The organism is Pseudomonas pudica (genome assembly GCF_015680405.1).
Taxonomy (GTDB): Bacteria; Pseudomonadota; Gammaproteobacteria; order Pseudomonadales; family Pseudomonadaceae; genus Aquipseudomonas; species Aquipseudomonas pudica.
Genome location: NZ_JADLJS010000045.1, coordinates 19,621 through 37,801, shown reverse-complemented (window position 1 = coordinate 37,801; position 18,181 = coordinate 19,621). Strand labels below are relative to the sequence as shown.

The 18,181-nt window shown below is 66.0% G+C and carries 15 protein-coding genes; 4 read left to right on the top strand and 11 right to left on the bottom strand.

What is annotated here, in order from left to right:
* Positions 1-128: 128 nt before the first annotated feature.
* The 3 genes from IRZ77_RS22635 to IRZ77_RS22625 all read left to right on the top strand — a co-directional run bounded on the left by IRZ77_RS22635 (position 129) and on the right by IRZ77_RS22625 (position 1,817).
* Positions 129-419 (top strand): DUF5629 family protein, encoded by a 291-nt coding sequence (locus IRZ77_RS22635; protein ID WP_135002825.1) that lies wholly within the window; start codon positions 129-131, stop codon positions 417-419.
* Positions 385-1,515, top strand: a complete 1,131-nt coding sequence (locus IRZ77_RS22630; protein WP_230386517.1) for a lactonase family protein — start codon at positions 385-387, stop codon at positions 1,513-1,515. Before IRZ77_RS22635 ends, IRZ77_RS22630 begins: the two co-directional genes overlap by 35 nt.
* Before the next feature lie 122 nt (positions 1,516-1,637).
* Positions 1,638-1,817, top strand: coding sequence for a hypothetical protein (locus tag IRZ77_RS22625; RefSeq protein ID WP_025338263.1), 180 nt, complete (start codon positions 1,638-1,640; stop codon positions 1,815-1,817).
* Positions 1,818-1,938: 121 nt separating this feature from the next.
* Here IRZ77_RS22625 and IRZ77_RS22620 read toward each other — a convergent pair whose 3' ends face one another.
* From IRZ77_RS22620 to IRZ77_RS22580, 9 genes are all read right to left on the bottom strand, one after another.
* Positions 1,939-2,532 carry a glutathione S-transferase gene (locus IRZ77_RS22620; protein WP_046617084.1) on the bottom strand — a complete coding sequence of 198 codons (594 nt, stop codon included), beginning with the start codon at positions 2,530-2,532 and terminating at the stop codon, positions 1,939-1,941.
* On the bottom strand, positions 2,529-6,173 hold the full coding sequence (locus IRZ77_RS22615; RefSeq protein WP_196174464.1) for an AAA family ATPase: 3,645 nt from the start codon (positions 6,171-6,173) through the stop codon (positions 2,529-2,531). The genes IRZ77_RS22620 and IRZ77_RS22615 overlap by 4 nt, the downstream gene beginning before the upstream one ends.
* Complete coding sequence (locus tag IRZ77_RS22610) at positions 6,170-7,408, bottom strand: exonuclease SbcCD subunit D C-terminal domain-containing protein (RefSeq protein WP_135002822.1); 1,239 nt, start codon at positions 7,406-7,408, stop codon at positions 6,170-6,172. The genes IRZ77_RS22615 and IRZ77_RS22610 overlap by 4 nt, the downstream gene beginning before the upstream one ends.
* Positions 7,409-7,754: 346 nt before the next feature.
* Entirely contained in the window at positions 7,755-9,389 is a 1,635-nt protein-coding gene (locus tag IRZ77_RS22605; RefSeq protein ID WP_108480197.1) for a BatD family protein, read from the bottom strand.
* Entirely contained in the window at positions 9,389-11,104 is a 1,716-nt protein-coding gene (locus IRZ77_RS22600; protein ID WP_085601493.1) for a vWA domain-containing protein, read from the bottom strand. Before IRZ77_RS22600 ends, IRZ77_RS22605 begins: the two co-directional genes overlap by 1 nt.
* On the bottom strand, positions 11,101-12,177 hold the full coding sequence (locus tag IRZ77_RS22595) for a vWA domain-containing protein (RefSeq protein ID WP_196174463.1): 1,077 nt from the start codon (positions 12,175-12,177) through the stop codon (positions 11,101-11,103). Before IRZ77_RS22595 ends, IRZ77_RS22600 begins: the two co-directional genes overlap by 4 nt.
* Positions 12,170-12,664, bottom strand: coding sequence for a DUF4381 domain-containing protein (locus IRZ77_RS22590; RefSeq protein WP_046616318.1), 495 nt, complete (start codon positions 12,662-12,664; stop codon positions 12,170-12,172). Before IRZ77_RS22590 ends, IRZ77_RS22595 begins: the two co-directional genes overlap by 8 nt.
* Positions 12,665-12,677: 13 nt before the next feature.
* On the bottom strand, positions 12,678-13,622 hold the full coding sequence (locus tag IRZ77_RS22585) for a DUF58 domain-containing protein (protein ID WP_046616317.1): 945 nt from the start codon (positions 13,620-13,622) through the stop codon (positions 12,678-12,680).
* Positions 13,623-13,626: 4 nt separating this feature from the next.
* Positions 13,627-14,586, bottom strand: a complete 960-nt coding sequence (locus IRZ77_RS22580; RefSeq protein ID WP_013971644.1) for an AAA family ATPase — start codon at positions 14,584-14,586, stop codon at positions 13,627-13,629.
* Between the two features lie 230 nt (positions 14,587-14,816).
* On the opposite strand from IRZ77_RS22580, the gene IRZ77_RS22575 reads away from it, so the two are divergent.
* Positions 14,817-16,124, top strand: coding sequence for a DUF2235 domain-containing protein (locus IRZ77_RS22575; protein ID WP_046616315.1), 1,308 nt, complete (start codon positions 14,817-14,819; stop codon positions 16,122-16,124).
* A 139-nt stretch (positions 16,125-16,263) separates the two neighbouring features.
* Here the strand turns inward: IRZ77_RS22575 and IRZ77_RS22570 are convergent, their stop codons facing one another.
* Complete coding sequence (locus tag IRZ77_RS22570) at positions 16,264-17,148, bottom strand: dihydrodipicolinate synthase family protein (RefSeq protein ID WP_153671705.1); 885 nt, start codon at positions 17,146-17,148, stop codon at positions 16,264-16,266.
* A gap of 44 nt (positions 17,149-17,192) precedes the next feature.
* On the bottom strand, positions 17,193-17,975 hold the full coding sequence (locus IRZ77_RS22565) for an aldolase (RefSeq protein WP_046616313.1): 783 nt from the start codon (positions 17,973-17,975) through the stop codon (positions 17,193-17,195).
* Between the last annotated feature and the right edge of the window lie 206 nt (positions 17,976-18,181).

Below are 18,181 nucleotides of genomic sequence, written 5' to 3'. Positions count from 1 at the left end.
AGCCAGCTCCCACAGGTACAGCGCAAGCCTCCAGATTTGTGCGATCCCTGTGGGAGCTGGCTTGCCGGCGATGGGCTGCAAAGCAGCCCCATGGCTATAATGCCAACTCATTTCAGATTGGTACCCCAATGTCCTCCCTCGCCACCGCCCTGCAGTCTTGCGACATGCTCCTGATCGACGGCCTGCACGCCTTCGACTTCACCTCCGATGAATCCGGCCTCACCATCGAATGCATGGACGGCCGCCAGCTCCGCCGCTGGTCCTTCACCCCCGAGCAGATCACTGCTGCCATCGCCGTGGGTGACGAGTGGCAACTCGACGATGCCAACGGCGAGCATCGACTAGTCTGTATGAGTGCCTTTCGTGCCCCGGATGATGATGAAGATGAATCGGATCTGGACGAGCCTGCTGACCGCTAGCCTGATGAGCATGACCCTCCACGCCCACGCCGCCACCTTGTTGGTGGGCAGTTACACCGATGGCGCCAGCCAGGGCATCTACCGCTATCGGTTTGACGAAAAGACCGGCCATATCGACCCTGCGCCGCAGCAGGTGGTGAAGAGTGTCAGCCCTTCGTGGCTGGTACTGTCGGCCGATCAACGCCAGCTGTTCGCAGTCAATGAAACCCCGAACGGCCATGCCAGCAGTTTCAGCGTCAGTGCAAAAGGCGAGATCAAGCCCCTCAACCAGGTGGCCAGCCAAGGTGACGAGCCGACTCACGCCAGCCTCAGCCAGGACCAGCGTTACCTGTTCGTGGCCAACTACGCGGTCCAGCCCGACCCCGGCGGCAGCCTGGTGGTAATCCCGGTGGCCAAGGACGGCAAGCTCAAGCCAGTGGTGCAACAGGCCCGGCACAAGGCGAGTGGGGTCAACCCCGAGCGCCAGGTCGGCGCTCATGTGCATTCGCTGGTGTTGTCACCGGACGGTCGCCACCTGTATGCCAGCGACCTGGGTGCCGACAAAGTGTTCATCTACCGCTACGACGGTGCCAGCGCAGACCACCCGCTGACGCCGGCGATCCCCGCGTCGGTGGACCTGCCGCCGGGCAGCGGGCCGCGCCACCTGTTGTTCGACGCCAAGGGCCGGCACGCCTACCTGACCCTGGAGATGACTGCCGAAGTGGTGATGTTCGATGTGCAGGAGGGCAACCTGGTCGAGCGCCAGCGCCTGCCCCTGACCGAGAGCAGGGAAGCTGCGGCTAAAGCGGCAGGTGGCTTGCATCTGTCGGCGGACGGGCGCTTCCTTTATGTGAGCAACCGTGGCTCGGTCAACGAGATCGTTGTGTTCAGCGTGGGCAAGCAGGACGGCCAGTTGGCATTCCTGCAGCGCCGTTCGGTGGAGGGTGATCACCCCCGCGAGTTCGCCCTCGACCCGAGTGACAACTTCCTGCTGGTGGCCAACCAGAAGAGCAACCAGATCGTGGTGATACGCCGCGATCCGCGCAGCGGCCGCCTGTTGGAGACGGTACAGACACTGAAGCAGGATGCGCCGTCGGACCTGAAGTTCATCGAGTGATATCGATCGGCGTGATAATCGATACTGCCGCAATGAATTTTTGCCTGCGGCTTCGGTGGCGTAAGTTTGACCCAAGGCCCAAACGGGCCAACGTCAAACCACCGCCGTCGAGGTCAGCCCAGATGAACTTCAATCTCTTCCCGGTCATTGCCGCATCCGCCATTTCCGCTTCGGTCGTATTGCCGACGCATGCCCATGCCGACAGCAGCGGCAAGGCGTCCGCCACCCATAGCTACACCGAACAGTACCTGCGCCAGAGTGCCAATTTCCACGCGGCATTGAGTGGCAAGCACAACCACTGAATCCTGTACTGGCCCTATCGCCGGCAAGCCGGCTCCCACAGGGGTTGAGCAGGCCTCAGGTCCAGCACCGTACCTGTGGGAGCTGGCTTGCCGGCGATAGGGCCAGTACAGGATTCAGGGTTCATTTGGCCATTACGGCCTTGAACAGCTCCGAAGCCAACCACCCCTCCAGCCAGCTCCGCACCCGCGGATAAGCCGCCTCGGCGAACCACTGCGGTTCGACCCCGGCAAACTGGCGCATCAGGGGCAGCAATGCGGCATCGGCAATGCTCGGGTGTGTGGCCAGCAAGTAGGGCCTGCCCGCCAGCAGGCCTTCGAGCTCCGCCAGCCAGGCCTCGGCCTGCTGGCGGTAATGCTCGCGGGTATGCTCGGGGTAGCGCTCGGCATACTTGTACAGGTTTACCTGCCCCTTGAACGTGCTGTCGTTGCGCGCAATCAGTGTTTCAGCCTGCTGCGCCGCCGCAGGGTCGCCCTGCAGTCGCCAGTCCTGTGGGTCGTTTTGCGCCAGCGCCCAGCGCATGATGTCCAGGCTTTCTTCGAGCACTCCGGCACCGGTATCCAGTACCGGCACCGTGCCCTTGGGTGACAAGGCCAGCAGTTGCGCCGGCTTGTTCTTCATCGCCACCTCGCGAATCTCCACCTCGCACCCCGCATAGCGCAGGGCCAGGCGCGCGCGCATGGCCCAGGGGCAGCGGCGGAACGAGTAGAGGATCACCCGCACACCTCCACGTCACTCAGGCCATTGCCTTGGCGGCGCACCTGGATCTGCACCGGGATGCGTTCGTGCATTTCCTGCACGTGGGAAATAACCGCCACCTTGCGGCCCTGAGCTTGCAAACCGTCGAGGGCGTCCATGGCCAGTTGCAGCGACTCGGGGTCGAGGCTGCCGAAGCCTTCGTCGATGAACAGCGATTCGATACGCAGCGTGCTGGAGGCCATCGAGGCCAGCCCCAGGGCCAGGGCCAGCGACACCAGGAAGGTTTCCCCGCCAGACAGCGAGTGCACCGAACGCAGTTCGTCACCCATCTCGGTGTCCAGCACCAGCAGGCCGAGGGCGCTGCCGCCGCGCTTGAGGCGGTAGCGGCGGGCCAGCTGGCGCAACTGGGCGTTGGCGTGGTGCAGCAGCAGGTCGAGGTTGTAGCCCTGGGCGATCTTGCGGAACACATCGCCCGAGGCCGAACCGATCAGGGCGTTCAGGCGAGCCCAGCGTTGCCACTGCTGATGGGCCTGCTCGATTTCCGCCGCCAGCGCCTGGTGCGCCTGTTGGCGACGCTGGTCATCGGCCTGCTGTGCACGCAGTTCGGCGCATTGCTGCTCGTGGCCGGCCAAGCGTTCGCGCAGCTCGGCCAGGGCCTGTTCCAACGCGTCGGCAGAGGTGTCCACGGTCATTTGCGCAGCATGTTGCTGCAGGCGTTGTTCACGTTCCTGCAGCAGCACGCGGCCCTGTTCGATGGCTTTTTCCGCCCCTTGCAGGCGCTGGCGCAGTTCATTGACTTGCGTGTCATCCATGCTCAGCAGGCGATTCAGGCCGGCGTCGTCCAGTTCCGGGTGTTCACCGCGCCACTGGGCGATCTGGCCCTGCAACTGCTGGCACTCGGCATCCAGCGCCTGCTGCTGCTGGGTGTTGGCCTTGAGTTCGCTGGCCAGTTGCACGCCTTGGGTGCGCAGGTCCTGCAGGCGCTGGGCAGTGTCGGCGTCGAGGGCGCGGGCCTGCTCCAGCGTGGCGTCCATGTGCTGTTGCCAGGCTTCGGCGCTGTCGTGCTCGCCCAGCAGTTCGCCGAGCGAAGCCTGGGCCTGTTGGCGCTGTTCTTCGAGGGCGGCAAGTGTGTGCTGCAACTGCTGCAGGGTCTGAATGCGAGCCTGTTGCTGGTCACGCAGTTTGTCCAGCTGGGCCTGGCGGGCTTGCTGTTCTTCCTGTTCGTCCTTGCGCTGCTCGAGTTGCTGCAGGCGTTGGGCAATCTGCTGGTCCAGAGCGAGGAAGGCATTGGCCGGGTCGTCGTTCAAGGCCTTGAGGGCCTCTTCGGGCAACACCCCGGCCAGGTCGTCAAGGCCTTGCTGCAACTGCTGCTCGTCGCTGGCCAGGGCCTGGTGCTGTTGCTCCAGGTGACGCTGGGCTTGCTGTTGCGCCTGTTGGGCAGCCTGCAGTCGCTGGTTGAGACGGGCTGCATCTTTTTGCAGGGCGAGCAGGGCGCTCTGGCGTTTCTCATCCTGGCCGATTTCTTCGTCCAGGCGTCGCAGCTGGCTGTCGAGCCAGGCACTGCGGGCCTTGTCGTCCTGCGGGGCCAGGGCCGGCCACAGGCTGTGTGCCTGCACCTGGGCTACCAGCGGTTGCAGCTGTTCGCCCAGTTGCTGCTGTTGCTGCTGGAAGTCCTTGAGCTGGGCGTTGACCACGCCCAGCTGAGTGCGCAGCTCAACCAGCTTGCTGTTGAGGGTTTCGACCTGCTTCTGCGCGGCATCTTCCTCGGCCTGGTCATGGCGACCCAGGCTTTGCAGCAGCGCTTCTGGCTGGTGAAACGGGTGCTCGGCGCTGCCACACACCGGGCAGGGTTCGCCATCGCGCAACTGGCCGCGCAACTCTTCGACGCTGGTATTGCGTGCCAGGCGCTGGCGTTCCAGCAACTGGCGGGTGAGGTTGAGCGCTTGCTCGGCGGCCTCCAGCTCGGCCTTGGCGGCGGTGCCTTCGGTAATCAGTTGCTGGCGCTGCTGCATGGCCTGCTGCTGACGCACGCGCACGGCCTCCAGCTGCTGGCGCAGTTCCAGTTCGCGGCCATGCAGGCGTGACAGCTCTTCCACGGCGCGCTGCTGCTTGCGGTTGTCCTGCAGCATGCTACCCAGCAGGTCGATCTGTTCTGCCAGGGCCTGGGGTTCGGCCTTGGCTTCGCGGAACAGCAGTTCGAAGGCATCGCGCTCGGCCTGCAAGTGCGCATTGGCCTGGCTGGCCTGGGCCTGCAGGCCGGGCAATTCTTCGCGGCCCTTGGCCAGGCGGCCACCGATCAGCATCACTTGCTTCAGCTGCGGCAGGTAGGCGTGCCAGGCATTGGCCAGGCACGCCAGGTGCTGGCTGTCGGCGAGCGCGGTATCGATCTGCGTCAGTTGCTGCAGGCTGCGCTGCTGGTTGTCTTCCAGCTGCTGCAGGTGCTGTTGGCCTTCGGCGACCTGCTGCTCGGCCTGCTGGCCGGCACTGCGCTGTGCTGCCAGCTCCTGGTCCAGGCGGGCCAGGTTGTCCTGGGCGGCAAAGGCCTGGCGCAGGCGAGGGGTGTTTTCGCTGTGTTGGGCCAGGCTATCGGCAAGTGCCTGACGCGCGGCGTCCAGCGCCTGTTCGAGTTCGCTGGTGCGTACCTGCAGCTCGGCTTGCTGCTGCTGTTGCTCGGCGATCTTCGCTGCCAGCGGTGCCAGTTGCGCGGTCAGTGTCTGCTGGCGGTGGAACTGGTGACGCTGCGGGGCCAGGCGCTCCAGGCGCACCAGGTCCAGGCGCTGGTCAGCCAGTTGTTGCCAGTCCTGTTCGGCGGCCTGCAGCGCAGTGCCGGCTTCGGCGTGCTGGGCCTGCAGTTGGCGCTGCACGCTCAGCCAGTTGCGTTGCTGTTCCAGCTGGCGCTCGCCGGCCTGGTCGGCCTTGAACTGCAATTGCGCCTGCTCCAGGCGCTGGTCGAGCTCGGCGCGTGCTTCGGCGGCCATCGGCAGCAGGTGGCTGGCACGGTCCTTCAGGGCGTTGTGGGCCTCGCCGGCTTCGCGTGCCTTGCTGAAGGCGCGCTGGCCCAGGCGGGTGTAGATGGCGGTGTTGGTAAGCTTTTCCAGCAGCTCGCTGCGTTCTTTGTCGTCGGCCTTGAGGAAGGCGCCGAATTCGCTCTGGGCCAGCATCACCGCGCGGGTGAACTGTTCGAAGTTCAGGCCCAGGCGGGCTTCGACCAGTTGTTTGTATTCGTTCTTGCCGCTGCCCAGTACCTGCTCGCTGTCCAGGTCGTAGAAGCTCTGGCGGCTGTGCTGCAGCTTGCCGTTTGCCTTGTCGCGGGCGCGGTTGGCTTCCCAGCGGGCGCGGTAGCGGCGGCCATCGATGCCGACGAAATCGACTTCGGCAAAGCCACTGCCGGTGCCGCGGCGCAGCAGGTTGCGCGGGTCGGAGGTAGGGATTTCACCGTCGGCGTCGGGCACCTTGGCTTCGCGGCCAATGTCGTTCAGCCGTGGCACGGTGCCGAACAACGCCAGGCAAAGGGCGTCGAGCAGGGTACTCTTGCCCGCCCCGGTAGGCCCGGTGATGGCGAACAGGCCGGCGCTGGCCAGCGGCTCGGCGGTGAAATCGATATCGACCGGACCAGCCAGGGATGCCAGGTTCTTCAGGCGGATGGCGAGAATCTTCATGGCTGTTCCTCTTCCTGCTGCACGTCCTGCAACAGCAGGGCGAAGTCGGCCAGCGCCTGTTCGTCGGCGGGGTTGCCATAGGCCTGCTCCCAGGCACGGCTGAACAGGTCCTGCGGGGTCATCTGGGCCAGTTCGACAAAGGCCAGGTCATCGTCTTCGGTATTGTTGCGGCCGGCGTATTCGGCGCTGATGCGGATCAAGCGCACGGCCTTGCCTTGCAGTGCGGTTTCGATCTGCTGGCGCAGGTCGGGTTGCGGCTCGTCCAGTATCACCCGCACCTCCAGCCAGGGCTGGCGATTGGGGTCTTCGAGCAGGTCGACCACTGGCAGATCGGCCAGCTGTTCCAGTAGTTCGCCCAGTGGTGACGGGCCGACCCGTTGCAGGGCTACGGCGCGCGGTACCGGGCGCGGTTCGACGCTGACCAGGCCGGTGCCGTCCAGCTCCACTTCCAGCACCTGGTGCGGGTAGTTGATTTCGGCGAACGACAGCGGGATCGGCGAGCCGCTGTAGCGGATGCGTTCTTCGCGGTTGACCCTCTGCGGCTTGTGCAGGTGGCCCAGGGCGACGTAACTGATGGCCTTGTCGAACAGCTTGGCCGGCAGCGCCTCGGCGTTGCCGATGATCAGGCTGCGCTCGGAGTCCTCCGACACCGCGCCACCGGCCATGTGCGCGTGGCTGATGGCGATCAGCGCCTGGTCCTTCTTGCGCTTTTTTTGCGCGGCGGCGATCAACTGCTGGTGCACCTGGGTGATGCCTTGCAGGTAGTCGTCGCCCAATTGCGGGCCGGTCACCTCGGCCGGGCGCAGGAAGGGCAGGGCCAGGCACCAGGCAGCGACCTTGCCACGGCCGTTGGTCAACGGAATCAGCAGGCGCTCGGCGTCCAGCTGGCCCTCGTCCAGCCAGTGCACACGGCCCAGGGCATGGGTACGCAGGCGGCGCATCAGCGCCGCGGGCAGCTCGATGCGCGAGCCGGAGTCGTGGTTGCCGGCGATCATCACGATGTCCAGCTTCGGCTGTTGCTCGTGGGCCTGGACGATGAAGTCGTAGAGACGTTCCTGGGCTTTGACCGGCGGGTTGACCGTGTCGAAGATATCGCCGGCGATCAGCAGCGCATCCGGCTGGCGCAGGCGCAGCTGGCCGAGCAGCCAGTCGAGGAAGCAGGCGTGTTCGAAGTCGCGTTCCTGGCCGTGCAGGCTTTGGCCCAGGTGCCAGTCGGAGGTATGAAACAGACGCATGGATGACCTGTTGGTGTCGAGTCGAGCAAGCGGGGAAAGGGCGGTATGGTAACCCAAGCATGGGGCTAACAGGTGCTCGCCTGAAGATGTATGGCGCTCGATCTCTCAGGCGCTGAAAGTGTGTTAGAGAACACCTGACAGCCTTGATGCGATCACGCTTTCTGCAGTAGCGGCCTTGTGTCGCCAAAGGGCGTTGGGTTGCAGGTGCAGAAATATCTTACGGTGGCACCGGCTGCGCCGGTGTTCGCGGGTGAACCCGCTCCCACAGGTACTGCGCAAGGTTCCTGGCGTACGCGGTCATTGTGGGAGCGGGTTTACCCGCGAAGAGGCCCGCAGAGGCAGCACATCACTTGGGATAGAGCGGCGGCAGGCTGCCATTCTCGCCCGCCGGCAACAACACCTGCTCAGCCGGCGGTATCGTCCCAATCGCCCGCCACAAATCCTCACCCTGCCAATACTGGCCACTCTCGCTGTACAGCGCCCCGTTCAACCCATCCAGTGCATCCGACAACGGCACGAACCGCGCCGCCATCTCGGCCAGGGTCTCCGGCTGCTGGCGGGCCCAGGCGTCCAGCGCCTGGCGGGTTGCCTGTGGGTCGTTGGCCTGGCAAGCGCGCTTGAGGTCGTCCAGCAAGGTACGCGGGCTCGGCCCGGCCTGCGCGGCGCGCAGCACTGCCGGCTGCGAGCGGGCACGCCACCACAGGGCAAAGCCCAGCAAGGTGGTGAGGGCGAACAGCAGGGTGGCCAGCTGCCAGGGCCACAGCAAGCCGCTGGCACTGCTGTTATCGCCCGCCGGGGTGTCGGCACTCAGCGCCGGGTTGTCCTGCACGTTCAGCGTGCGCGCCGGCAGGCTACTGTGCTCCAGGTGGTCTTCGCGGGTGTTCCACCAGGTCACTTCCAGCGCCGGCAGCGCCAGCGCACCGCTGTGGGTCGGTACCAGGGCTTCGCGCTCTTCGCGGTTGGCGGTCATGCCGCGGTCGCTGATTTCGTTGCGCAGCAACGGCTGGTCGGGATAGCGGCGCAGGCCGGTGATTTCGGTGGCTGGCAGCGGTGGCAGCTGGGTGCTGGACAAGCCTTCGGCACGCAAGGTGATGTTGCGGGTCAGCGAGTCGCCAATCTGCACCTGCTGGTTGCCAGGGTCGGGGTTCCAGTGCTCTTCCAGGGTCAAGCTACGGGCCGGTAGCCATGGCACGCCAGCAGGCCAGGCCGCCGGAATCGGCCGTACGGCCAGGCGCAATGGCAGCGAGCTGACCTGCACCTGGTGGCCGGCCCGGGCCGTGCCGTTGGTTTGTGTGGCCTCGTCCGGGCTGGCGGCGGCGGTGGCGGTGAAAGTCAGCGGCGGGATGTCGAGGGTGCCGCTTTGCTGGGCATACACGGCATAGCGGGTTTCGATCACGCCGTGGCGGACGCCGTTGATTTCCTTTTCATACGTGCGCGATTCACCCAGCGGTTCGACTTTGGCGTTTTCCAGCTGCAGCGGGCTCAGGCTGCTGTCGTCGTACAGTGCCACCGAATGGTAGATGCGCAGGGTGAGTACGGCCTGGGCCTGGACGTAGACCTCGCTGCTGTCGAGCGTGGCTTCGATGAACACCTGCGAGGCACTGTCCTGACGGCTGGCATCGGCCTGCAACACTTGCAGTTCGATGGCCTGGCTGTGCGACTGACCCAGTTGCAGTTCGGGGATGCGCAGGCTGCCGCTGCGCCGCGGCAGCAGGGTGATGATCCAGCGGGTGCTGGCGCGGGTTTCGCCGTCGAGGCTGTGCAGGCTGTTCAGCTGGCGCGTGCCGCGCACCTCGAAGTCACCCTCCAGCGCGCGCAGGTCGGGCTTGCCGAACTGGGTGACGTCCTGGCTTTCCAGGGTCAGCTCCAGGCTTTCGCCGGCTTCCAGGCGGGTGCGGTCGACGCTGGCCCGCAGCAGCGGTTCGGCCTGGGCCAGCACGGCCCACAGCAGACTGAGGAGAAAGACGCCGAAGCGACTCATCATGGGGTTTCCTGATGCAATTGCTGTTCATACCAGAATTTGCGCCGCAGCAGCTCCGCCGGATTATCGGGGATCTCCCGCAGCCATTGTTCCAGGGCCTGGCGCTGTTCGGCATCGAGGCTGGTCGATACCGGGCGCTGCGGCGGCTGGATGACGCTGTCATCCGCGCCCGCCTGGTTGCCGGGCGCTGCCTGGCTGTTGCTGGTGCCTTCGCCGGGCTGTTCGGCGCTGGCTTGTTCGTCGTTGCCGGGCGTGCCCTGGGCGGGGCTGCTGGCCGAGCTGCTGTTGCCTTCGGTTTCGCTGCCGGGCGTGCCTTGGGCATCGCCGCTGGCCGGTTGTTCCTCGGCCTTGGCCTCGCGCTGTTGCAACAGTTGTTGCACGAGAGCCTGGTTGTCCAGCGCCGGTTGCAGGTCGGGCTGGCGTTCCAGGGCTTGTTCGTAGGCGTCCAGGGCAGCTTCCAGCTCACCGCTGCGGGCCAGGGCATTGCCTCGATTGTAGTGGGCGGCGGCGGTGTCGCCTTGGGAAAAGGCTTCGGCGGCGCCGGCATAGTCGCCCGCCTGGTACAGGGCCATGCCGCGCCATTGCGGGTCCTGGAACTGGCGCGCAGCGCTTGCCGGGCGGTTCTGCTCCAGCAGGCGCTGGCCTTGCTGGTCGGGGCGCAGCCACAGGTCGTTGAACTCGAAGGCCTGGCTGGGCTGGGGCAGGGCCAGCAGCAGCGGCAGGCAGAATAGCCAGCCGCGTCGGCCGGCACAGGCGGCCAGCAGCAACAGCGGTAGCAGCAGCCAGTAACCCTGATCGGCCCAGCTGTCCAGTTGCAGGGTCTGGCCGTCATTGCGCCCGGTGCGCGGGTTGTCGAACAGGCCCAGGCCACGCAGGTCGAGGTCGTCGATGCGGGCATGCCGGTAGCGCCCGCCTGTACCGCTGATGAAGCCCTTGAGGCTGGCGCTGTCCAGGCGTGGCACCAGGATGCCGCCCTGGTCGTCCTTGAGATATTCGCCATTGACCTGACGCACCGGTGCGCCTTCGCGGCTGCCGATGCCCAGCATCAGCAGGCTCGGGCCCTGGCGGCCGAGGGCCTGGGCGATGCCTTGGCGCTCCGGGGCGCTGAGCGACGAGCCGATCAGCAGCAGCCGGCCCTGGCCCAGGCCACTCTGGGCCAGCAGGGCCAGGCCTTTTTGCACGGCCAGGTCGGCGCGCTGGCCGGGTTTGGGCATGATCGACGGGTCGATCGCCTCAAGCAGGTTGCGGCTGGTGGCCAGGTCGTCGGACAGCGGCACCAGGGTGTGCGCGGAGCCGGCATAGACCACCAGCGCGGTCTGGCTGTCGCGGCGGTGCTCCAACAGGTCGAGGATTTTGCGCCTTGCTTGCTCCAGACGGTTGGGCGGGCTGTCTTCGGCGAGCATCTGCGGGGTCAGTTCCAGCAGGATCACCAGCGGGTCGGCCGGGCGCTGGCGGCTTTCTTCCACGCGCTGCCAACTGGGCCCGAGCAGGGCCAGGACCACCAGAGCCCAGGCCAGGCCCAGTGCTACCCACGGCAGCTTGCTGGTGCTGCCGCTGCCACCGCCGAGCAGGACGCCATGGAACGCCGGTGGCAGAATCATCTGCCAGCGCCCGGCGCGCTTGCGCCGGTGCCACAGTTTGTACAGCAGCCAGCCGAGCAGGGGCACGGCCAGCAGCCAGAGCGGGCGCAACCATTCGGGCCACAGTTCGATCATCGCCGCCTCCTCAGGCGCAGGCGCTTCAGGCGCTGGCGCCATTCCGGGTGCGGTTGCAGGAAGCGCGGCTTGCGCAGCATGCGGTGCAACAGGTTGTCGGGCCATTGCACGGCCAGCACCAGCAGCACGCTCAGCAGCAAGGCCAGGGCCAGGGGCCAGGCATACAAGGCCTTGGCCGTGCGCGCCTGGGTGGGTTGCTGGGCCACCGGCTCGAGCTGGTCGAGGGTGTCGCCGATGGCGTCAAGTTCGGCGCCGTCATGGGCGCGGAAGTAGGTACCGTGGGTGATGTCGGCAATTTCCTTGAGCGAGGCTTCGTCCAGATCCAGGCTCGGGTTCAGGCCGAGCAGGCCAGGTGTGCCACTGGCTTCGGGGTTGGCGCCGATGCCGATGGTGTAGATGCGCACGCCTTCCTGGGCGGCCAGGCGGGCGGCGGTCAGCGGGTGGATCTGCCCGCCGTTGTTGGCGCCGTCGGTGATCAGCACCAGTACCCGGCTTTGTGCCGGGCGTTGGCGCAGGCGCTTGACCGCCAGGCCAATGGCGTCGCCGATGGCGGTGTTCTTGCCGGCGATGCCGATCTGCGCTTCGTCGAGGAAGGTGCGCACGGTGCGCCGGTCAAAGGTGAGCGGGGCCTGCAGGTAGGCCTGGCTGCCGAACAGGATCAGGCCCACGCGGTCGCCCTCGCGGTCCTGCAGAAAGTCGCCGAGCAGCGCCTTGACCAGGTCGAGGCGGCTGATCTCTTCGTTCTGCCACTGCATGTCGGGGAAGTCCATCGACCCGGACACATCCACCGCCACCAGCAGGTCGCGGCCGCTGGCAGCCACTGGTACCGGCTCGCCCAACCATTGCGGGCGGGCGGCGGCGCACAGCAGCAACAGCCAGATGACGACAAAGGGTGCCTGCTGGCGCCAGGTCGGCAGGTTGAGCCGCGCGCGGCGCGCGGCCAGGCCTTCCAGTTCGTCGAGGAAGCCCACCTTGAGCACCGGTTCGCCGCTGTCGGCGGCCGGCAGCACCAGGCGCGCCAGCCACGGCAGCGGCAACAGGGCGAAGACCCACGGCCAGGCCAGTTCAAACATGCTTGCGAATCCAGGTTTCGACGGCCTGGCTGAGCCCGGCGATGGCTTTGTCGTCAAGCTTGCACTCGGGCTTGTAGGCGCCTTCTACCAGTACCATCCAGCGGGTCAGGCCGGCGGCCGGGCAGCGGTTGTCGAGAAACGCCAGCCACTGGCGGCCGTTGAGGGTATGGCTGTTGGCGCCTGGGTAATGGTTGCGGCACAGGCGTTTGAGCAGGGCGTTGATCTGTTGCAGCCAGGCTCCGGCCGGGGCGCCGTCGTAGGGGCGCGGCAGGCGGGCCAGTTCGGCCAGCGCTTCCACGCGTACCGGGTCCAAAGGTTGTTCGGCACGCACGATGCGGCGTTTGCCCGGGCGCCAGCGGCGCACCCGCCACAGGCCCCAGGCCAGCAGCGGCAGCACAGCCACCAGTAGCCACCAGCCGGGTGCCGGCGGCCACAGGCCGATCGGTGCGGGGGCGATCAGCGGCTGCAGTTGGTCAAGCGGGTTCATCGGCCGCTGCTCTTCATGACGCGCTCCGTGGCCGCTGGGCGTTCAGGTATTCGCGTAGCTGTTCGATCATTTCGCTCTGGGTGCTCAGGGGCATCAGCAGCACGCGCAGCTTTTGCGCCATCAGCTCCCAGCGCTCGATGCGCGCTTCGGCCTGCTGGCGGTAGGCCTGGCGCAGGTTGCTGTCCAGGGTGTCGAGCTCAAGCTGCGCGCTGCGCTGGGCAAAGCGCAGCAGGCCGGCGGCGGGCAGGGCGTGGTCGAGCGGGTCGGACACCGGCATCAGCAGCAGGTCGCAATGGCGCGAGAGCATGGCCAGGTGCTGTTCCACCTGGGCAGTGAGCGAGCGCTCATCGCAGATGACGATGGCCAGGCTGCCGGGGCGCAGCACTTCGCGGGCGCGGCGCAGGGCCAGGCCGAGGCTGTCGGCACCGGGCGTGGCCTCGGTGTGCAGCGCCTGGTTGACCTTGGCCAGGCGGTTGAGCAGTTGCAGCAAGCTCTGCTTGCTGCGCCGGGGCTTGATTTCGTGGTGCTCGTTGTCGCCGAACACCAAACCGCCAATGCGGTCGTTGTGGCCCAGCGCGGCCCAGCCGAACAGCGCGGCGGCCTGGGCGGCCAGCACCGACTTGAATATCAGCCCAGAGCCGAAGAACAGCCGCTGGCTCTGCTCGACGAGGATGAAGATGGGCCGTTCGCGCTCCTCGTGGAACAGCTTGGTGTGCGGCTCCTGGGTACGCGCGGTGACCCGCCAGTCGATGTTGCGCACATCGTCACCGGCCTGGTACACGCGCACCTGGTCGAAGTCCACGCCCCGTCCGCGCAATTTGGAGTGGTGCAGCCCCACCAGCGGGCTGCGCTGGCCGGGCCGGGAAAACAGCTGGATTTCGCGCACGCGGTGGCGCATGTCGATCAGCTCGGCAAGGCCGATGCGGATGCCGGGCTCGGCCAGCGATGCGGTGGGCATGGGCTCAGGCAACGGCGACGACGTCGAGGATGCGCTGGACCACGCGGTCCTGGTCGATCCCCGCCGCCTCGGCCTCGAACGAGAGGATGATGCGGTGGCGCAGTACGTCGAACAGTACCGCCTGGATGTCTTCGGGGCTGACGAAGTCGCGCCCGGCCAGCCAGGCGTGCGCGCGCGCGCAGCGGTCCAGAGAAATGGAACCACGCGGGCTGGCGCCGTAGGCGATCCAGTCGGCCAGTTCGGCGTCGAACTTGGCCGGAGTGCGGGTGGCCATCACCAGTTGCACCAGGTACTCCTCCACCGCGTCGGCCATGTACAGGCCGAGGATTTCCTTGCGGGCGGCGAAGATCGCCTGCTGGCTGACCCGGCGCTCGGGCTTGGTCTCGCCGCCCAGGGCTTCACCACGAGCCTGCAGCAGGATGCGCCGCTCCACTGCAGCGTCGGGGAAGCCGATTTTCACGTGCATCAGGAAGCGGTCGAGCTGGGCCTCGGGCAGTGGGTAGGTGCCTTCCTGCTCGATCGGATTCTGCGTTGCCATCACCAGGAACAGCGGCGACAGGTCGTAGGTACTGCGGCCCACGCTGACCTGGCGTTCGGCCATGGCTTCGAGCAGTGCGGACTGCACCTTGGCCGGGGCGCGGTTGATTTCGTCGGCCAGCACCAGGTTGTGGAAGATCGGCCCCTGCTGGAACACGAAGCTGCCGGTTTCCGGGCGGTAGATTTCGGTGCCGGTGATGTCGGCCGGGAGCAGGTCGGGGGTGAACTGAATGCGATGGAACTGTGCCTCGATACCTTCGGCAAGCTCTTTGATGGCTTTGGTCTTGGCCAGACCCGGCGCGCCTTCGACCAGCATGTGGCCGTCGGCCAGGAGCACGATCAACAGCCGCTCGACCAGTTTTTCCTGGCCTAGGATCTGGGAAGAAAGAAAGGTGCGCAGCGCGATCAGCGCTTCACGGTGTTCCATCGGTGACGGTTCCTGGTATGGGGCCGCAGGCGGCTGGAAGCAGCTGCCCTGGCAAGGGGTGATACTTTAATCCATCCGGGGGGGTGGCGACCAATGGCGGTAGGGAAATTTATCCTTGCCGGGGCCATGCAGGTGCGGAAATGTCCTGCATATGGCTGGCCATTGGCTGATGTTCCGCAGCGGCGTGTTGGCGCTTGCTTGTGCTTTTTGTACAAGCAGGAGGCACCACGATGGACCTGAACAGCTGTAGCACTGCACACATCACGCCGGTCACTCTGCGTTTTGGTGTGTTCTTCGATGGCACCGGTAACAACCTGAACAATGTGATGCCGGTGGATGCACCGGGGGGTAAAGGAGGCAGTTATGCCAATGCCTTGAGCAACGTGGCCCTGTTGTATGCGCTGTACCCGGCGCAGGGGGCCGGCGCTGACGGGGCCACGGCGTTCCTCAAGCGCTATGTCGAAGGCGTGGGCACCCTGGCGGGCGAGGAGGATCATGTCTATGCCTTCTTCACCGGGCGTGGGTGCAGGGGGGCCGAGACCCGGGTCAACGAGGCCCTGGAGGGAATTGCCGGGCAACTGCGGGAGTGGGGCCAGGCGAATCCGCAGGCAAGACTCGAGCGGGTCGAGTTCGACTTGTTCGGTTTCAGCCGAGGGGCAGCTGCTGTGCGGCATCTGGCCAACCTGCTGCATGATGGCGGCGGCAGCCTGTTGGCTGTGCCCTGTGGCATCGTGATCAACTTCATCGGCCTGTTCGACACGGTGGCGGCGATCATCGCGCCGCTGCAGGGCGACTTCGACCCCGCCGACGACCGCCATGGTGACTTGCGCCTGGGCCTGGGCGCGGGCATTGCTCGGCAAATGGTGCAGCTGGTGGCGGAGGACGAGCAGCGACACAACTTCCCGCTGGTGCGCAGCGACCATGACATCGTGCTTCCGGGCGTGCACTCGAACATTGGCGGTGGTTACCCGGATACCACACAAGAGCAGGTGCTGCTGTGCAAACCGCAGTCACAGCGGGTGCCAGTGGGCATGCGCGCCGAGCAGACTCGCGTGCATGCCACCGTCAGTGCCTTGCTGGCGTCGGCGTTCGGCGAACTGGGGGCACCCAGGCCGCAGGTGCTCGCCTGGGAGGAACCGATCGCCGGTGGCCGGCCGAGCGAGGCGCAGAAGCAGGTATATGCGGCGGTGTACCGCGAGCGGGAAGTGGCGGGACAGCTTTCCCGGGTATACCTGAGCATCATGCGGGAGCTGGCAGTGCGGGCGGGTGTGCCGTTTGCGCCGTTGGGCGGGCAGGCTGAGCATCGGTTGCCGGAGGAGTTGCTGGGCATCAGCCGCAAGTTGCACGGGTTTGCCTTGGGTGAGTGTGAACAGCCTGGGTTGACCGAGGATGAACTGCGTTTGTTGCGTGACAGGTATGTGCATACATCGGCGAACTGGAATGCGTTGAAGGGGTTGCGTAACAGTGTGTTGGATGTGCTGTTCGTCGATCGGCCGGCGGCGGGAGGGCGGGTGATACACGCCAACCCGGTTGGGTGATTGGCCTGGATGGATAGAAGGGCGTGATGGCTGGCGGGTTTTCGCCGTTGCGTTTTCAGGGCCTGTCCGAATCAGCGCCGCGGGGGCGGCGCTCGATCTGACAGGCGCTACAAATATTGCGGCAAACACCCGCCAGCCATCATGCCAGCTCCTCCAGCAGGCCCTTCAGGTAGGCGCTACCGTGCCCGTCCAGCGGCTGCAGGGGCAGGCGTGGAGCGCCGACATCCTGGCCGAGCAGCTTCAAACCGGCCTTGATGGTGGTGGGCAGGCCGCGGCGGGTGATGTACTCCAACAGTTCGTACTGGCGGTAGAACAGCGCGCGAGCTTCAGCCAGGTCGCCTTGCTGCACCGCGTCCCACAGTGCCAGGTTCAGCGCCGGGATCAGGTTGGGCGCGGCAGTGCACCAGCCGGTGGCGCCGGCCACCAGGGCTTCCAGGGTGAGCGGGTTGCAACCGTTGTAGAAGGCCACCTGGCCATCGGTGGCCTTGAACAGGCGGTGCATGCGCTGTATGTCGCCGGTGCTTTCCTTGACCATGGTCACATTGGGCACTTCGCCTAGAATGCGCAGGATCAGCTCCACAGACAGGTCGGTGCCGCTGGTGCCCGGGTTGTTGTAGAGCATGATCGGAATGTCGATGGCCGCGCCCACGGCCTTGTAGTGGGCGACCACTTCGGCTTCGGTGAGCTTCCAGTAGGAGACGGGCAGCACCATCACCGCCGTGGCGCCGCAGGCCTGTGCCAGGCGAGCGCGCTGCACGGTGCGTGCGGTGGTCAGGTCGGAGACGCTGACCACGCTGGGCACGCGGCCGGCAATGCGTGCCAGGCTGAAGCGCACCACCGTTTCCCATTCGCTGTCGGACAGGTAGGCGCCTTCGCCGGTGCTGCCCAGCGGGGCAATGGCATGCACGCCGTCGGCGATCAGCCGGTCGATGGACAGGCCCAGGGCATCCAGGTCGAGTGTGCCGTCTGCCGTGAAGGGAGTGATGGTGTAGCCGATAACGCCGCGAATTACAGGTGTAGACATAACCAGGCACCTCTGCCGTTGTTGGGGAAAGAGTACAACTTCAGTCAGCCCAGGCAGTCGCCATGGGCACGCAAGGCACGGCGCGCGTAATAGCTGAAGGCGGCGCCATGACGTTTGGGGGTGGAGATCCAGTCGTGAGCCTCCTTGCCCAGGGCATCCGGGATGGGGCGGATGTCACCGGCACCCATGGCCAGCAGCTGCATCTTGGCCGCGCGCTCGAACAGCAGGGCGAGCACGCAGGCTTCCTCGATCGAGCGGCCGGCGATCAGCAGGCCATGGTGGGAAAGCAGGATCGCGCGCTTGTCGCCGATCGCCCTGGAAATGATTTCACCTTCTTCGTTGCCCACCGGTACGCCGGGCCATTCCTTGAGGAACGCGCAGTCGTCGAACAGTGGGCACAGGTCCATGTGCGAGATGGCCAGCGGCACTTCCAGCATCGACAGGGCGGCGCTGTGCAGCGGGTGGGTGTGGATGATGCAGTTGACGTCGGGGCGTGCGCGGTACAGCCAGCTGTGGAAGCGGTTGGCCGGGTTGGCCATGCCGCTGCCTTGCAGCACGGTGAGGTCTTCGTCGACCACCAGCAGGTTGGAAGCGGCGATCTCGTCGAAACCCAGGCCGAGTTGTTGCGTGTAGTAGGTGCCAGGCTGCTCGGCGCGGGCGGTGATCTGCCCGGCCAGGCCGGAGTCGTGGCCGCCATCGAACAGGATGCGGCAGGTGAGGGCGAGCTTTTGTCGAGGGGTGTAGGTGTTGTCGGCCAGCGCCGTCAGCATCTGCTGCTGGGCGAGCTTGACCAGCTGGTCCTTGGGTGTCTGCATGGTGGTCGTCATGGGCGGTACCTGCATGGGGAGGGGCGATGGATTGCTGATCGGCGAGGGCGCCGTCAGGACACAATTGCGATACTAATGACACAAAGTGTCATATGCAAGCGATGTGTCATCTCCAATATCAGTTCAGGCAATGTGGCCCAGTGCAAACCGTTATGGCCCGCATACGTAACTGGTATTACTTGCTCCGGCTGCACGCTGTTTAGCAT

Coding starts and splice junctions, on each gene's coding strand:
- IRZ77_RS22635 (WP_135002825.1), top strand. CDS start 129: ATGTCCTCCCTCGCCACCGCCCTGCAGTCTTGCGACATGCTCCTGATC.
- IRZ77_RS22630 (WP_230386517.1), top strand. CDS start 385: ATGAATCGGATCTGGACGAGCCTGCTGACCGCTAGCCTGATGAGCATG.
- IRZ77_RS22625 (WP_025338263.1), top strand. CDS start 1,638: ATGAACTTCAATCTCTTCCCGGTCATTGCCGCATCCGCCATTTCCGCT.
- IRZ77_RS22615 (WP_196174464.1), bottom strand. CDS start 6,173: ATGAAGATTCTCGCCATCCGCCTGAAGAACCTGGCATCCCTGGCTGGT.
- IRZ77_RS22610 (WP_135002822.1), bottom strand. CDS start 7,408: ATGCGTCTGTTTCATACCTCCGACTGGCACCTGGGCCAAAGCCTGCAC.
- IRZ77_RS22605 (WP_108480197.1), bottom strand. CDS start 9,389: ATGAGTCGCTTCGGCGTCTTTCTCCTCAGTCTGCTGTGGGCCGTGCTG.
- IRZ77_RS22600 (WP_085601493.1), bottom strand. CDS start 11,104: ATGATCGAACTGTGGCCCGAATGGTTGCGCCCGCTCTGGCTGCTGGCC.
- IRZ77_RS22595 (WP_196174463.1), bottom strand. CDS start 12,177: ATGTTTGAACTGGCCTGGCCGTGGGTCTTCGCCCTGTTGCCGCTGCCG.
- IRZ77_RS22590 (WP_046616318.1), bottom strand. CDS start 12,664: ATGAACCCGCTTGACCAACTGCAGCCGCTGATCGCCCCCGCACCGATC.
- IRZ77_RS22585 (WP_046616317.1), bottom strand. CDS start 13,622: ATGCCCACCGCATCGCTGGCCGAGCCCGGCATCCGCATCGGCCTTGCC.
- IRZ77_RS22580 (WP_013971644.1), bottom strand. CDS start 14,586: ATGGAACACCGTGAAGCGCTGATCGCGCTGCGCACCTTTCTTTCTTCC.
- IRZ77_RS22575 (WP_046616315.1), top strand. CDS start 14,817: ATGGACCTGAACAGCTGTAGCACTGCACACATCACGCCGGTCACTCTG.
- IRZ77_RS22570 (WP_153671705.1), bottom strand. CDS start 17,148: ATGTCTACACCTGTAATTCGCGGCGTTATCGGCTACACCATCACTCCC.
- IRZ77_RS22565 (WP_046616313.1), bottom strand. CDS start 17,975: ATGACGACCACCATGCAGACACCCAAGGACCAGCTGGTCAAGCTCGCC.